This is a genomic window from Ammoniphilus soli (genome assembly GCF_040813775.1).
The window spans coordinates 241,558-255,191 of sequence record NZ_JBEGDL010000003.1 but is presented as its reverse complement, the minus strand read 5'-3'; the positions used below and the strand labels follow the sequence as shown (position 1 = coordinate 255,191).

Genomic DNA, 13,634 nt, shown 5'->3' with positions numbered 1-13,634 from the left:
TAGGGGTCATCAGGAAATAAGAGGAAATGGAGTGATCTCGAAGAAATGGAGTGGAAATGGTGTTGAAGTTCACGAAAATGCATGCATTGGGAAATAATTACATCTATGTCAACTGTTTTGAGGAAAAGCTATTGGAGGAAGATCTTGCCGATTTGGCCGTAAAGGTGTCTCAAATCAATACCGGTATCGGTTCAGACGGAATGATTTTAATTTGTCCGTCAGATCAGGCAGACTTTAAGATGAGAGTGTTCAACAACGACGGATCAGAGGCGAAGAACTGCGGCAATGGCCTTCGTTGCGTGGCGCGTTTTGTCTATGATCGCGGGCTGACGCAGCAAACCCGATTTTCTATTGAAACCCTGGGAGGCATCGTAGAGGCTCAAATCAACCTGCAGGACAATAAGGTCTCCTCTATAACGGTTAATATGGGGCGACCGAGGCTAAAGAAAAAAGAAGTACCTATGCAAGGGGATCCGGAATCTGAAACCATTCAGGAAATCTGGCAGTTTGAGGATGATCGCGAGTATGCTTTGACGGCTTTATCGATGGGGAATCCCCATGCGGTTATTGTAGTGGAGGATATCGATGAGATCGACGTGGCTCGGGAAGGCAAGGCGATCGAATGGTCCCCCTTGTTTCCGGAGCGAGTGAATGTGGAGTTTATCCAGATTGTTAGTCCGACGGAGGTTATTTTCCGAGTATGGGAACGGGGATCCGGGATTACCCAGGCTTGCGGTACAGGCGCTTGCGCAGCGGTGGTGGCTGGAGTCTTAACCCATCGATTGGAGAAAAATCAGCCGGTTACTGTGCATCTCCTTGGGGGAGATTTGGAAATTGTGTGGTCGGAAGATGATCGGGTATTCATGACAGGCCCTGCTGAGTTCATTGCAGATGGCGTATTTTATTTGACCTAAACCCCTCAGCCTGTACATATACTGTTCCTGAGGTGATTGGAATGAAGGAACAATATTCATCGAATGCGATGCAAGGTTTTACTTTGCTTGTACTCGTGCTTAATTTGCTTATAGCAATGGCCATCCTAGCGCCCGAAGGACATTTAAATCCGAAAAATGTTTTGGATAGCCTGGACCGGGAAGCTGCGACATCTCCAATCGAGATCGGAATTTCAACCCCGTCCATGATTCTGGAGTGGAAGCCAGCTGGGCAATTTATAGATGGCGATTGGAGGGTTGAGAAATTTCAGGAATATGAAATTTATCTTGACGAAAAAGGTCAAATTATAAAGGAGATTCCGACTGCCCATTTTAATTATTTAAGATATTGGCGTTATTAAATGGAATATGGTAGTATTAACGGATGAATGTACATACTGCAAGGAGGAAGAAAGCAGATGACAATGGATGCCGTTAAGAACGGACCGGTGGCAAAAAAATCGGAAGTAAAAGCTTATGAAGAGTTTGTAGTGGGGAGCCGCAACGCTGTTTGGTATATGGACTATTTGAATGAGGTCCAGCGTTTAGAAAAAGCAGACCCTTCTTTGCGAGAACCAAGTACGATGTCTAAAAGCGAATTGAAGCAAAGGCTCCAGGGCTATATTGCCTACCGTTAATTACGAAAAGTTTTAAATCAAAACGCCGCTTATGCGGCGTTTTCGTGTATAATGTAAGTGCAAAGTTGGACATGCAGGAAGGATGATATTCCTTGAAGCTGGAATTGAGAACGAAGATCCAAGCCAAAGAGGTTTGGAAAATGTTAGAATATTGGGTCAAGGAGCCCGCGCTGCAGAAGCACGAGGAACATTGCGAGTGGCTGGAGGATACCGTTTTTCACACGAAGGATGGCTCCGAGATTGTAACGGATAAGCTGCAGAATCCCCCGGACTATCTATTTTATATGATCTACGCCGATGAAGAACATGTTGGATTCGTCGAAGCTTTTTCAAGGCCCTTTGATTTCTTTGGGTTATCGATTGATATAACGTCCATTTGTATCTTTGATGAATACCGAGGGCGAGGATTTGTCCGAACCGCCTTGGAGGCGCTGATCGCCCAGCTATTCGACACGTTTCCTAACGCAAGGCATATCAGCTGCCAAACAGGACTAGACAATAAACCTATGGTAAAGCATCTTACAGAACTGGGTTTTGTCCGAAAGGATTCCACGAATGTCGGGGTCATTTTTCTATATGAAAGGGATAAGTAATGTTGTCTTGGGAAAGCTCCTTTTACGGAGCATCTTTTTTTTTAGGAAAGACCTTCTGTTATAATAAGATCATGATTTCAGGGATGGAGTTCTGCACATGATCACGCTGTATGGTACATATACATCCAATCGGATGAATGAAGAGTATGCCTTTTGCATTTGGGCGCATGATGGGGAAAAGCCTTGTGCTGTCCCGGCTGGGGTTCGGGAACTGCTATGGGACGCCCAGGAAGGGGAAAATGAGCAAAGAATCTATCTTTCCCGGATTCGAATGGCTGAGGCGCTGCATGAATTATCTGTTCATAGAAACCGGATTTCCGATGAACTCGGCTTTTGGATCCGATTGAGCCAATGGGTCATGACTTTAGCCGGTAAAGGTCTTTTCTTCCCCAGTTTGGTCACTGAAGGTGAAGGCTATTTTGCCAAGTGGCAGCTTCTTTCCGATGAGCCTAAGGAAACAGAGGAAATGGCGCTATGGATGGAGCGAGGGCAAGCTTTTGTTCCCGAAGGACAGGGAGCGAAAGAGTGGATTGTTTCATTTGCCCATGATGTATTGGACGGATGGGTTCGTCAAGTGATTAATACCAAGTTTTCACTCAAGACGAGCCAATTAGGCAAGCTGTTAAAATTCAAGCCTTTTTACCTCCATGAGGAATGGATGCATCGCCTTTGCATGGAAGAGCATGTCCGAGGTGAGGGTGCGAAGTGGGAAGAGCTTTACCATGCCTATGCAGATTGGGCAGCCAAAGACGAAGAACAAAGTGAAGACCCTGGAAAATGTGCATTTCGCCTGGAACCCTCGAAGGACCCGGAAGTATGGCATTTGCGATTTTACTGGATGAACCGTTCAGGACGCCTTTTCGGATGGATGGAATTGCAGGACCCAAGGGAGCGCCACTTATTGCTTCTCGAGCTGGCTGAAGCATCAAGAATGCTTTCGGACCAGGAGCATCTATGGATAAATCATCCAACCGGTTACCGCTTCACTAAGGAGGAGGCCTATCGCTTTCTCAAGAAAATAGCGCCGGAGTTAAGAGAAAAGGGCTATGCCGTTTTCGTGCCTTCCTCTTTGCTGCAAAATAAGCGAAATAAACTAAAAATGAACATCCGTTACGCTGATAGCTTGGAACCAAGCGGAATGGGTTTAGATTCCCTCCTTCATTTTGACTTTACCCTGGCATTAGGAGATCGTGAACTGAGCTGGGAAGAATGGGAACGGATGTCTTCAAACCAAGATCCGCTGTTTCGGCTGGAGGGAGAGTGGATTGAATTAAATCCGGAGGAACTTCAGAAATCAGCGAGCTGGATCGAGAAGCAGATGAAGCGGAAGTCATTTACGCTTAGGGATGCTTTATTTTTTCATGCCGCCATCGACGATGAGGAGCTGGCTCCTGTGGAGGTTCGGTCCGCGGATGTGCAGGGCTGGCTGGAAGAATGGCTTACCTTAGGGGAGAGTGGGCATAACATCCTAGCTCCGCCGGACTGGTTTGAGGGAGAGTTGCGCCCTTACCAAAAATTAGGGATGTCTTGGTTAATTCACTTGCGCAAATGGGGAATGGGAGCATGTCTTGCCGATGACATGGGGCTGGGCAAAACGATTCAATTTCTAGCCTACCTGGCTTACTGTAAGGAACAAGATTGGGTGAAGCATCCCTTTCTGCTCATTTGCCCGACCTCTGTGCTTGGAAATTGGCAAAAAGAAATTCAACGGTTTGTGCCTGATTTATCCGTTTTTGTTCATCATGGTCCGGACCGGCTTTCAGGGGAAAAGCTGCGAAACCAGGTAGCCCAGTACGATCTTGTGATCACCACCTACTCTCTTGTGCAGCGGGATCATGAGGATTTGATTCTGCTGGATTGGGATGGAGTGGCCCTTGATGAAGCGCAGCATATTAAAAACATAGGATCCATCCAATCCAGGGCGATCAGGCAGCTGTCAGGGGGGCATCGCATTGCGCTGACAGGAACGCCTATAGAAAATCGTTTGAATGAATTGTGGTCGATTTTGGACTTCCTCAACAAAGGTTTTTTAGGACCTCAGCCAGCTTTTCGCCGTGAGTTTGTTTTACCGATTGAAAAAGACGGCAATAAGAAGCGAATGGATACGCTTAAGCGCCTTGTCAGCCCGTTTATCCTCCGCCGTTCCAAGTCCGATCCTGACGTCATTCAAGATCTGCCGGATAAAATAGAGAAAAAAGAATATTGCTACCTCGCACCCGAGCAGGCTGTCCTCTATGAACGGGTGGTAGAAGAACTTTTGAAGAAGGAAACGGATAAGAGCAGAATGGAAAGAAAAGGGCTGATTCTTGCTGCAATTTCTAAATTAAAGCAAATCTGCAATCATCCTGCCTTGTTTATGAAAAGAGACTCCCTGGAAGGCTTTCGTTCCGGAAAAATGGATCGCCTGCGCGAGTTGATGGAGGAAATGCTGGCCGAGGGAGATCGAATCTTGCTCTTTACGCAATTCGCCCAGATGGGGCATTTGCTTAAGAGAGAGCTAGAGAAAAAATGGAAAGTTCCGGTTCCTTTTCTTTATGGAGGATTGACGAAAGATCAACGCGACGAAATGATTTCTCAATTTCAAGCAGAAAATGGGTCTCCCATATTTCTATTATCCTTGAAAGCGGGAGGAATTGGATTAAACCTCACCAGAGCCAATCGGGTGATTCATTTTGATCGCTGGTGGAATCCTGCTGTAGAAAACCAGGCGACTGACCGCGCTTTCCGCATAGGTCAGACGAAAACCGTGCACGTTCATAAATTCGTTTGCCTTGGTACAATAGAAGAGAAGATTGACTTAATGATTGAGCGGAAAAAAGAGCTGGTTTCCGATATTATGGGGCAAGGGGAAACATGGATTACCGAGATGTCTTCCCATGAGCTTCGAGAGCTGTTGATGTTAAGGAACCAATTGCTAGAGGAGTAACAAGGAGCCTGGAGGGAGGGAAGAGGCGTGACAAAGAACAACTATCTTTGGTTTATCAGGCTATGGCTGCTTCATTGGGAAAGGAAAAGCATTTCTTCTCGGTGGAATAAAGCGAGGGCTGTATTTAGGCAAAACCAAGTCACGAATCTTGACATTCGCAAGGGGGCTATTGTTTCTAAAGTGGGGGGAAGTGAAAACCATTCGGTGGAGATCCAGACTGTTCCTGTAGCGGATGGGGAGATCCGCATGATCGTCCAAAGCTTCCGTCAGCATCCGGACCTGGTTAGCAAGCTTTATCTCCGATCGCTCACGGAAGAAGAAGCGGGTCGCTTTCCCCATTCCCTTGGGTTTCAAATTCCCCTCACGACAAGGGCAATCTGTCATTGCGGGGACCATGGCGATCCTTGTGTCCATGTGCTCGCTACAGTTTGGGCAGCGGCTGAGAAGTGCAATGGTGATCCTGTTCAATTTCTTTTGCTCAATGGAATCCCTTGGGGTGAAATTTTGGACGGCTATGGCGAAGAAGGAAAGGCACCGCTTGAGCCCTCTCCTTCCCTGGAGGGGTACAAGCTGGTTCCTATACCTGAGAAGAAGTCGGCTGGGGGAGAAAAGAAAAGGATTTTGGTGACTCCGCCTTTCTGGACGTCTCCTTTCCCATATTTGCTGATCATGCAAGAAATTTATTCGAAAGTGATGGAGGAAGCGCGCAAAAGCTCAAGATAGCTACTCGGATGTAAAGAGATCTGGAAACAAAGGAGTGGAGGTTCATGGCTTTTGGGATTCGGCGTGATGAGCTTAACCTTTGGAAACAACGCGTGGCGGCAGGGGAAATTGCTTTTTTAACCCATTTTTGGCAGCATCCCCGCTTTCCCGAGATTAAGACGGTAACCAAGGTTGGATGCTCGGACATCGAAAAGTTAGCAGAATGGGGGGAGTTATATGGCCTTCAGAAAGAATGGATTCACAATCGAACCGGCTACCCTCATTTTGACTTGCTTGGTGAGAGGCAGCAGGAAATATTGAAAAGAGAAGGACTGCTCGATCATCTTCAGAGATTTCGGATTCTTTAAATATATTTGCTTCGGTTGGCATACTCCTTTTTATGTGCTGATAAAATGTAACAGGCAGCTAGAAGGAGGAATCGGCATGAAGGTGGATGCAGTGTTTGAAGGCGGAGGCATCAGGGGTCTAGCTTTTTTGGGGGCGATTGAGCGAATCGAGGAAGCCGGATATCGCTGGGAGAGACTAGCGGGAACGTCTGCAGGGTCTATCATGGCGACAATGCTGGCGGTTGGTTTTACGGCAAATGAAGTGTCCAGTTTATTTGTGAAATTCCCTTTTGATCGAATGGAAGAGCGAAAAGGGGTGTGCCGGATACCCTATATCGGACCTTGGGCAAGTCTAACGTTTTATAACGGGGTATATTGTTTGGATATCCTAGAAGAGTGGCTAACGACTCAACTCAGGAAAAAAGGAACGTTGACGTTTGGGGATCTGCCCAAGGATAAATTAAAAATAGTCGTAGCCGACGTGACCCAAAACCGAATGTCTATTCTACCGGATGACTTGCCCCTTTATGGCATCGATCCGGCGAGGTTTCCCCTAGCGCGAGCTGTTCGAATGAGCTGTTCAATCCCTTTCTTCTTCAGGCCGGTTTCCTTAGCCGGAAATATCATCATGGATGGAGCCATTTTGAGTAATTATCCCATTTGGATCTTTGATCAGGAACAGGATCCTCGATGGCCAACATTTGGGTTTCGTTTGTCTGGAAAGAATGCAAACAACCAAATGCAAGCCAAGAAGGCGACAGGTCCTTTTTACCTTGCCGTGGATGTGGTGCGGACGATGATGGACGGATGGGATAATCGTTTTATTGGCGGGCATAGTGCCGCCCGCACCATTTTTATTCAAGACATTGAGGTAAGGGTAACACAGTTTAAACTATCGGTTGAGGAAAAGGAGAAGCTCATTGAATTAGGCAGGATCTCCGCAGACCGCTTTCTTTCCAAATGGAGCTTCGAAAACTATATTAAAGCCTATCGTCCTCGCCCCGGGAAGAAAAAAATCATATAAGAAGGTATGAGCCGTCATGAGAAAAGGATTTCACTCCTCATATAGACGGCTTTTAAATTTTATAGACCTTAATCCATGGTGTATAATATCGGTTGATTGAAACGTTTTTGAGAAAGTGTAGGAGGGGTTAAAGTGAAGAGCTATCCACTCATGATCAAACTGGACGGGAAACGCTGCTTAATTGTAGGAGGCGGTCAAGTTGCGGAAAGAAAAATTAAAGGACTGCTGCAGACCGGAGCCGAGATTCTTGTGGTTTGCATTCAATGTACCGAAAGAATAAGAGAGTGGGCGGAACAAGGTAAACTCCATCTTGTATTGAGAGCGTTTCGCGAGGAGGATGTTCAAGATGCGATGGTGATCATTGCCGCGACAGACAAACCAGAGATAAATCTGCAAGTCTATCGTGCGGCAAGTGCTTGCCCGTTAGTTAATATCGTGGACCGTCCTGATCTTTGTACCTTTACGGTTCCTTCCACTGTGGAACGGGGTGACATTCAAATTGCGATTTCCACTGGGGGGAATTACCCTGGATTATCCATGAAGCTAAGGAAGCAATTCGAGCAGTGGATCGGGCCGGAGTATGAGGCATATATTACATTCCTCGGGGAGATGAGGAAAAAAATACTTGCTTTAGGATTTAAGTCCCAGGATAAAAGAGCCTTGCTTAAGCAGATGCTTGATGATCGCTTTCTGACATGGACAAAAGAAAGACAACTAGAGAGACGAAATTCGGAAGCTGAGAAACTAATACGCGAGGCGGTTATAAGAAGTGAACAGAGTCAACTGAAGAAGTAGGCGTAACGGGTTAATTCCTACTTAAACCATCAGAATAGAAAGAGTGTATTGACAAGAACAAAACTATAAAATATATTATTCTTATCTAGTAAGTCGGAATTGGTTATGGGGGAATAAGACATGACAAGATGGAAAACAAAGAAAAACTGGATGAAAATTTTAATGCTTCCCTTTGTATGTATGGCTTTGGATCTAAGCTATAATGATCTAGAGCGTCTATGGACGAAATAGAATCGGAGGTGCTATGTTTGTGGTCACTTCGGGAGTATTAGTCATCTCTCACGGATCTCGTGATCAAGGGTGGATTGATAAGATTGAACAGGCGGTGTCGGATGCGCGATTGGCTATTCCTGTTGAAACGGTTTTTTTAGAACTGGTGCCCGGCAAGACCATAGAAGACGGCATTCGGCGTCTGGAATCCCAGGGCTTGACCCAAATTCTAGCCGTGCCTCTATTTCTGACCATGGGAAGCACCCATTTAGCCGAGATTCAATATGCCTTGGGACTTATTCCCGCATCCCCCATTCCTACAGATTTGTGTATAATACAATCCAAGGCCGAGATCATCTGGTGTGCACCATTAGAGTCACACCCGTATGTGCAGGCCATCCTATCGGAAAGAGTTAAAAATCTCAGTCAGGATCCGTTGCAGGAAGGACTTCTCCTGATTGGACATGGCAGCGAGATACAAGGCTTTCATGAACGTTGGGAAGCTTTATTAACGAGCTTGACTGAATCGTTGCAGAAACAATGGGCCTTTTCGGAAATCGCGTATGCAACTTTTCATCCGGATAACATTCAGGAACGTGCGGAGAAGCTAGCAAAGAAAAGCCGTCTGATAGTCTTGCCGTTTTTCTTGAGTGAAGGCTACTTTACCAACTTAGCCATTCCCAGCCGATTGAAGGGCCTGGAGTATAGGTACCGGGGAGAAGGTTTGTTGCCTCACCCGTATATTTCAGTTTGGCTGGCTGATATGGTAAGGCTGTACCTCCCACAAGAGAAAAGGATTGACGATACACAGCGTTTACTATACACTTTAAACCAATAAAACACAGTTATTAACTTAGATTTAAAACATAGATTTCCAACAGGAGTTAGGGAGAGTGAAACGAAATGGCAGTAAGGGAATGGAAATGGGCAAATGATACCAACTTAAATAAGATGGAAATTGCCAAATTAGAGAAAGACGGCTTAGATGTCATCGATACGATTATCACTAAATATGCCAACGAAGGATATGATTCCATCGAAGGGACCGATATGGATCGCTTCAAGTGGGCAGGAGTCTATCAGCAGCGTCCTAAAGATGGTCATTTTATGATGCGGGTTCGTATTCCTGGCGGACTCTTAAATAGTGAGCAGGCCCGCGCGTTGGCTGCGATTGCGAAAGACTACGGACGTGATTTGGTCGATGTCACTACCCGTCAGGCGATTCAGTTTCACTGGCTGACAGTGCAGTCTCTTCCAGACATATTCGAAAGATTGGCTGCAGTGGGGATGTCTTCCTTCGAAGCCTGTGGGGATTGCCCGCGTACCATCGTAGGAAACCCGCTTGCAGGTATTGATCCGAACGAAATTATGGATACTCGCCCAGTTGTCGATGAACTGGAAAAGTTCTTCCTGTTGAATCGCGAATTCTCTAATCTGCCGCGCAAATATAAAATCTCCGTATCCGCGAACATCTATAACACAGGGCATGCGGAAATCAATGACTTAGCCTTTACTCCTGCGAAGAAAGTCATCGACGGAGAAGAAGTTTTAGGATTCCATGTTTGGGTTGGCGGCGGACTTTCTGCGAAGCCTTATTTAGCGCAAAAGTTAGATGTCTTCTGTAGACCTGAAGACGTGGTGAAAGTTGCAGCAGGGGTTACCACTGTTTTCCGTGACTTTGGCTATCGCGAAAAGCGCACCCATGCCCGCTTGAAATTCCTTTTGGCTGATTGGGGCGTAGAGAAGTTCCAAGAAGAGCTGGTAAAGGTTACGGGCGCATTGGAAACCCAAGGGGAAGACTTAACAAAAGGATGGAATGCGGGATACTTCTACGGCATTCACGAACAGAAGCAAGCTGGAGTCTACTATGCCGGATTATCCGTGCCGGTTGGACGGATGAGTGCAGAAGAATTAGTGGAATTGGCTCGACTAGCTGATGTGTATGGAGATGGTACTATTGGGGCTTGTAATTCCCAAAATGTATTGATTCGAAATATCCCAAGCGATAAGGTAGAGGCTTTTAAACAAGAAAGTATCATTGTTAACCGTTTTACCCTGCAGCCAAGCACATTCGTCGGATACGCTGTATCCTGTACAGGGAATGAATATTGCAATCTGGCCATCGTGGAGACCAAAGAGCAAATGCGCTCCTTAGCTCAGTACTTGGATGATACCGTGGATCTTGATGCCCCTCTTCGCATTCATATGGTAGGGTGCCCGAATTCCTGCGGTCAACGGCAGATTGCTGATATTGGCCTTCAAGGAGCCTTGGTGAAAACCGAACAGGGTATGGTCGAAGCGTTCGATGTCCATGTGGGCGGTACCTTAGGTATTGATGCTCGCTTTAATAAAAAGCTTAAAGCGCGTGTGAAAGCTGACGTGCTTGGACCTTTCTTGGCTCAACTCATCGGGGTGTACAAGGAAGAGCGTATGGAAAACGAAGAATATTGGAAATATGTTGAGCGTGTAGGAATCGAACATATTCAGGCCCAAGTGGATCGCATTTTGGTTACGGCCTAGTCCTTAGCTTTGAGGAGTGAAGAGTTTGGAGAAACAGCACCCCGATCATGAAGTCTATCTCTACAAGCTAGAAGCGGTGCTGGAAGATGATCAGCTGATGACCATCATCGTGGTTTCTGATTCCGATAGCAAGGCATTCACATATGCGGAGAATAACCTTCTTCGGCATACGGTTGCCCCGCCTCGGGTCAAAGAATTGAGCATTGTACAGAAAAAACCACTGGAGCGAGGCGGAGTCGGTTATGTCGTAGAAACCCTTCGCTTTTAAGAAAATAGGAAAAGGAGGGATTCCTCCTTTCCTTTTTCAAACCAATACCAAGTATTCGGATCAGGATTATCTTATGCAGAGAAGAGGAGGAGAAAGAATGAGCAATACGATTGTTTCCTATCAAACGTTGACCGACGAGGATTATGAACAGATCAATGCCGAGCTCGGTCAAAAGGATACGCTCGATGTGCTGCGATGGGCTTATCAAACCTTTCAGGATGAACTGGTTTATGCCTGCAGCTTTGGGGCTGAAGGGGTTGTATTGATCGACCTGATCTATAAAGTTCGCAAGGATGCGAAAATCATCTTCTTAGATACGAATAAGCATTTTAAGGAAACCTATGAATTAATTGACCGGGTCAAGGAGAAATACCCTGAGCTGCGCATTGAATTATTGGAGCCTGAGCTCACACTTGAACAACAAGCCAGCCAATATGGCGAGGAGCTTTGGAAGACAGGGCCGGATCAATGCTGCCAGATTCGGAAAATCCAACCCCTTAACAAAGCCTTGAAGGGATCAAAGGCTTGGCTTTCCGGATTGCGCAGAGAGCAATCCCCGACCCGGGCGAATACCCAATTTGTCAACAAGGACCGCAAATTTGAATCCTTGAAAATTTGCCCCCTTATCCATTGGACTTGGGAAGATGTTTGGAATTACATTAAATTCTACCAATTAACTTATAATGTGCTTCATGATCAAGGTTATCCGAGCATTGGCTGCGAGACCTGTACGCTTCCTGTAGAGGGTGACGGAGATTCGAGAGCCGGACGTTGGGCTCAATCGAAAAAAACAGAATGTGGATTGCATCTATAACAAAAATAAAAGAAAAGTGGAGGAGAACCTTATGAGTCTTAGTCAACCGCATGGCGGAAAATTAATCAACCGAATCGATTTGAGTCTGGATTTTTCGCATCTTACCCAAGAAGTGGAATTAGATGGATTTGCCTTATCGGATTTAGAACTGATTGCTATTGGTGCTTATAGCCCTATTACCGGTTTCTTAACAGAAAATGATTATGTTTCTGTGGTTGAAAACATGAAATTAAGCAGTGGTCACGTATGGAGTATTCCCATTACCTTACCGGTTTCAGAAGAGAAGGCAAAGACGCTTCGCATTGGTGAACAAGTGAAACTGGTACATAACGGAACCGTTTATGGGGTTCTGGATGTAGAAGATATCTATCGCCCGAATAAGCAGAATGAAGCGGAAAAGGTCTACCGTACGACCGATGAAGCTCATCCTGGTGTGAAAAAGATGCTGGAGAGACCGGATGTTTACGTTGGGGGAGCGATTGTTTTGGTTAAGCGCCCGGAGGTAAACCAATTCAAGGAGTTCTATTTAGATCCGGTGGAAACCAGAGCTGTCTTTGAGGAAAAGGGATGGAAATCAGTTGTGGGCTTCCAAACCCGCAATCCAGTGCATCGAGCACATGAATATATCCAAAAGTGCGCTTTGGAAATAGTAGATGGCTTGTTCTTAAATCCTTTAGTTGGGGAAACGAAGTCCGATGATATCCCAGCGGACGTCAGAATGGAAAGCTATCAGGTATTGCTGGAAAACTATTATCCGAAGGACCGTGTCTTCCTTGCGGTATTCCCAGCGGCCATGAGATATGCAGGACCGCGCGAAGCCATTTTCCATGCTATGGTTCGCAAAAATTACGGATGCACTCATTTCATTGTTGGCCGTGATCATGCCGGAGTGGGCAATTACTATGGGACGTATGATGCCCAATTAATTTTCAACAATTTTACAGCTGAAGAACTTGGCATTCACCCTCTATTCTTTGAGCACAGTTTTTATTGCAAGAAATGCGGTAATATGGCTTCCACCAAGACCTGCCCGCATGGAGCGGAAGATCGCTTGATTCTGTCCGGTACGAAGGTTAGAGAGATGTTGAGCAATGGTGAAGTTCCTCCTCAAGAATTCAGCCGCAAGGAAGTCGTAGAGGTATTGATCCGCGGAATGCGCGTAGAATCTTACTCATAAGAGAAGGGAGAACAACCATGACAAAGCAAACAGCAACCAACATCGTATGGCATTCTGCAACGGTAGCAAAACAAGACCGGCAACAGCTCAATGGCCATAAGAGCTGCGTACTTTGGTTTACGGGACTTTCCGGAGCGGGGAAATCTACCTTAGCCAATGCCGTTGAAAAACGATTATATGAGCTGGGACTAAGAAGCTACATTTTAGATGGAGATAATGTTCGCCATGGGCTAAATAAAGATCTCGGTTTTTCAGCCGATGATCGGAAAGAAAACATTCGTCGCATTGCTGAAGTATCTAAGCTATTCGTGGATGCCGGGTTTATCTCGATTACGGCTTTTATCTCACCGTTTCGCGAAGATCGCCAAGTAGCCCGGGACTTGCTTGAACCTGGAGAATTTATAGAAGTATACGTAAAATGCACATTAAACGAATGCGAAAATCGTGACCCGAAAGGCTTGTATGCCAAGGCGAGAAAGGGGGAAATTCCAGATTTTACAGGGATTTCATCTCCGTATGAGGAACCGCTGGACCCTGAACTTGTCATTGAAACGGATTTGCTGACATTAGAGGAAAGTGTAGATCGCGTGATTCGCTATCTTCAATATCGCAATATCGTAGGTTAGACCGGTGCTTTATGCCCGGTCTTTTTTCTTTTTATGATATTCGTGTATGGAAATTTATGTTA

At 45.9% G+C, this 13,634-nt stretch carries 15 protein-coding genes; all 15 read left to right on the top strand.

Annotation, left to right across the window (positions count from 1 at the left end):
- The first annotated feature begins 56 nt into the window (after positions 1–56).
- The 15 genes from dapF (at position 57) to cysC (ending at position 13,572) form a co-directional block, all read left to right on the top strand.
- Positions 57–914 carry a diaminopimelate epimerase gene (gene dapF / locus ABLT31_RS08840; protein WP_367751357.1) on the top strand — a complete coding sequence of 286 codons (858 nt, stop codon included), beginning with the start codon at positions 57–59 and terminating at the stop codon, positions 912–914.
- Between the two features lie 41 nt (positions 915–955).
- The gene (locus ABLT31_RS08835) at positions 956–1,294 is read left to right on the top strand and encodes a hypothetical protein (protein WP_367750804.1); all 339 of its coding nucleotides are present in this window, start codon (positions 956–958) and stop codon (positions 1,292–1,294) included.
- A gap of 57 nt (positions 1,295–1,351) precedes the next feature.
- Positions 1,352–1,570 carry a hypothetical protein gene (locus ABLT31_RS08830; protein WP_367750802.1) on the top strand — a complete coding sequence of 73 codons (219 nt, stop codon included), beginning with the start codon at positions 1,352–1,354 and terminating at the stop codon, positions 1,568–1,570.
- Between the two features lie 92 nt (positions 1,571–1,662).
- Positions 1,663–2,163 carry a GNAT family N-acetyltransferase gene (locus ABLT31_RS08825; protein WP_367750800.1) on the top strand — a complete coding sequence of 167 codons (501 nt, stop codon included), beginning with the start codon at positions 1,663–1,665 and terminating at the stop codon, positions 2,161–2,163.
- A gap of 97 nt (positions 2,164–2,260) precedes the next feature.
- On the top strand, positions 2,261–5,089 hold the full coding sequence (locus ABLT31_RS08820; protein WP_367750798.1) for a DEAD/DEAH box helicase: 2,829 nt from the start codon (positions 2,261–2,263) through the stop codon (positions 5,087–5,089).
- Between the two features lie 27 nt (positions 5,090–5,116).
- On the top strand, positions 5,117–5,812 hold the full coding sequence (locus ABLT31_RS08815; RefSeq protein WP_367750796.1) for a hypothetical protein: 696 nt from the start codon (positions 5,117–5,119) through the stop codon (positions 5,810–5,812).
- A gap of 44 nt (positions 5,813–5,856) precedes the next feature.
- On the top strand, positions 5,857–6,159 hold the full coding sequence (locus tag ABLT31_RS08810) for a hypothetical protein (RefSeq protein ID WP_367750794.1): 303 nt from the start codon (positions 5,857–5,859) through the stop codon (positions 6,157–6,159).
- Between the two features lie 76 nt (positions 6,160–6,235).
- Positions 6,236–7,162 carry a patatin-like phospholipase family protein gene (locus ABLT31_RS08805; RefSeq protein WP_367750792.1) on the top strand — a complete coding sequence of 309 codons (927 nt, stop codon included), beginning with the start codon at positions 6,236–6,238 and terminating at the stop codon, positions 7,160–7,162.
- Between the two features lie 132 nt (positions 7,163–7,294).
- Entirely contained in the window at positions 7,295–7,957 is a 663-nt protein-coding gene (locus tag ABLT31_RS08800) for a precorrin-2 dehydrogenase/sirohydrochlorin ferrochelatase family protein (RefSeq protein ID WP_367750790.1), read from the top strand.
- A gap of 244 nt (positions 7,958–8,201) precedes the next feature.
- Positions 8,202–9,005: a sirohydrochlorin chelatase gene (locus ABLT31_RS08795; protein WP_367750788.1), complete on the top strand. Its 804-nt coding sequence runs from the start codon at positions 8,202–8,204 to the stop codon at positions 9,003–9,005.
- 65 nt (positions 9,006–9,070) lie between these two features.
- Positions 9,071–10,687, top strand: coding sequence for a nitrite/sulfite reductase (locus ABLT31_RS08790; protein WP_367750786.1), 1,617 nt, complete (start codon positions 9,071–9,073; stop codon positions 10,685–10,687).
- Between the two features lie 25 nt (positions 10,688–10,712).
- Entirely contained in the window at positions 10,713–10,955 is a 243-nt protein-coding gene (locus ABLT31_RS08785) for a DUF3906 family protein (protein ID WP_367750784.1), read from the top strand.
- 97 nt (positions 10,956–11,052) lie between these two features.
- Positions 11,053–11,769, top strand: a complete 717-nt coding sequence (locus tag ABLT31_RS08780; protein WP_367750782.1) for a phosphoadenylyl-sulfate reductase — start codon at positions 11,053–11,055, stop codon at positions 11,767–11,769.
- A gap of 31 nt (positions 11,770–11,800) precedes the next feature.
- Positions 11,801–12,946, top strand: a complete 1,146-nt coding sequence (gene sat, locus ABLT31_RS08775; RefSeq protein WP_367750780.1) for a sulfate adenylyltransferase — start codon at positions 11,801–11,803, stop codon at positions 12,944–12,946.
- 17 nt (positions 12,947–12,963) lie between these two features.
- Positions 12,964–13,572, top strand: a complete 609-nt coding sequence (gene cysC, locus ABLT31_RS08770) for an adenylyl-sulfate kinase (protein WP_367750778.1) — start codon at positions 12,964–12,966, stop codon at positions 13,570–13,572.
- Positions 13,573–13,634 lie beyond the last annotated feature (62 nt).

Bases quoted from the DNA above. Each gene is read 5' to 3' on its own strand.
- ABLT31_RS08820 (WP_367750798.1), top strand. From the start codon at position 2,261: ATGATCACGCTGTATGGTACATATACATCCAATCGGATGAATGAAGAG.
- ABLT31_RS08835 (WP_367750804.1), top strand. From the start codon at position 956: ATGAAGGAACAATATTCATCGAATGCGATGCAAGGTTTTACTTTGCTT.
- ABLT31_RS08780 (WP_367750782.1), top strand. From the start codon at position 11,053: ATGAGCAATACGATTGTTTCCTATCAAACGTTGACCGACGAGGATTAT.
- sat (WP_367750780.1), top strand. From the start codon at position 11,801: ATGAGTCTTAGTCAACCGCATGGCGGAAAATTAATCAACCGAATCGAT.
- ABLT31_RS08795 (WP_367750788.1), top strand. From the start codon at position 8,202: ATGTTTGTGGTCACTTCGGGAGTATTAGTCATCTCTCACGGATCTCGT.
- dapF (WP_367751357.1), top strand. From the start codon at position 57: ATGGTGTTGAAGTTCACGAAAATGCATGCATTGGGAAATAATTACATC.
- cysC (WP_367750778.1), top strand. From the start codon at position 12,964: ATGACAAAGCAAACAGCAACCAACATCGTATGGCATTCTGCAACGGTA.
- ABLT31_RS08830 (WP_367750802.1), top strand. From the start codon at position 1,352: ATGACAATGGATGCCGTTAAGAACGGACCGGTGGCAAAAAAATCGGAA.
- ABLT31_RS08790 (WP_367750786.1), top strand. From the start codon at position 9,071: ATGGCAGTAAGGGAATGGAAATGGGCAAATGATACCAACTTAAATAAG.
- ABLT31_RS08810 (WP_367750794.1), top strand. From the start codon at position 5,857: ATGGCTTTTGGGATTCGGCGTGATGAGCTTAACCTTTGGAAACAACGC.
- ABLT31_RS08805 (WP_367750792.1), top strand. From the start codon at position 6,236: ATGAAGGTGGATGCAGTGTTTGAAGGCGGAGGCATCAGGGGTCTAGCT.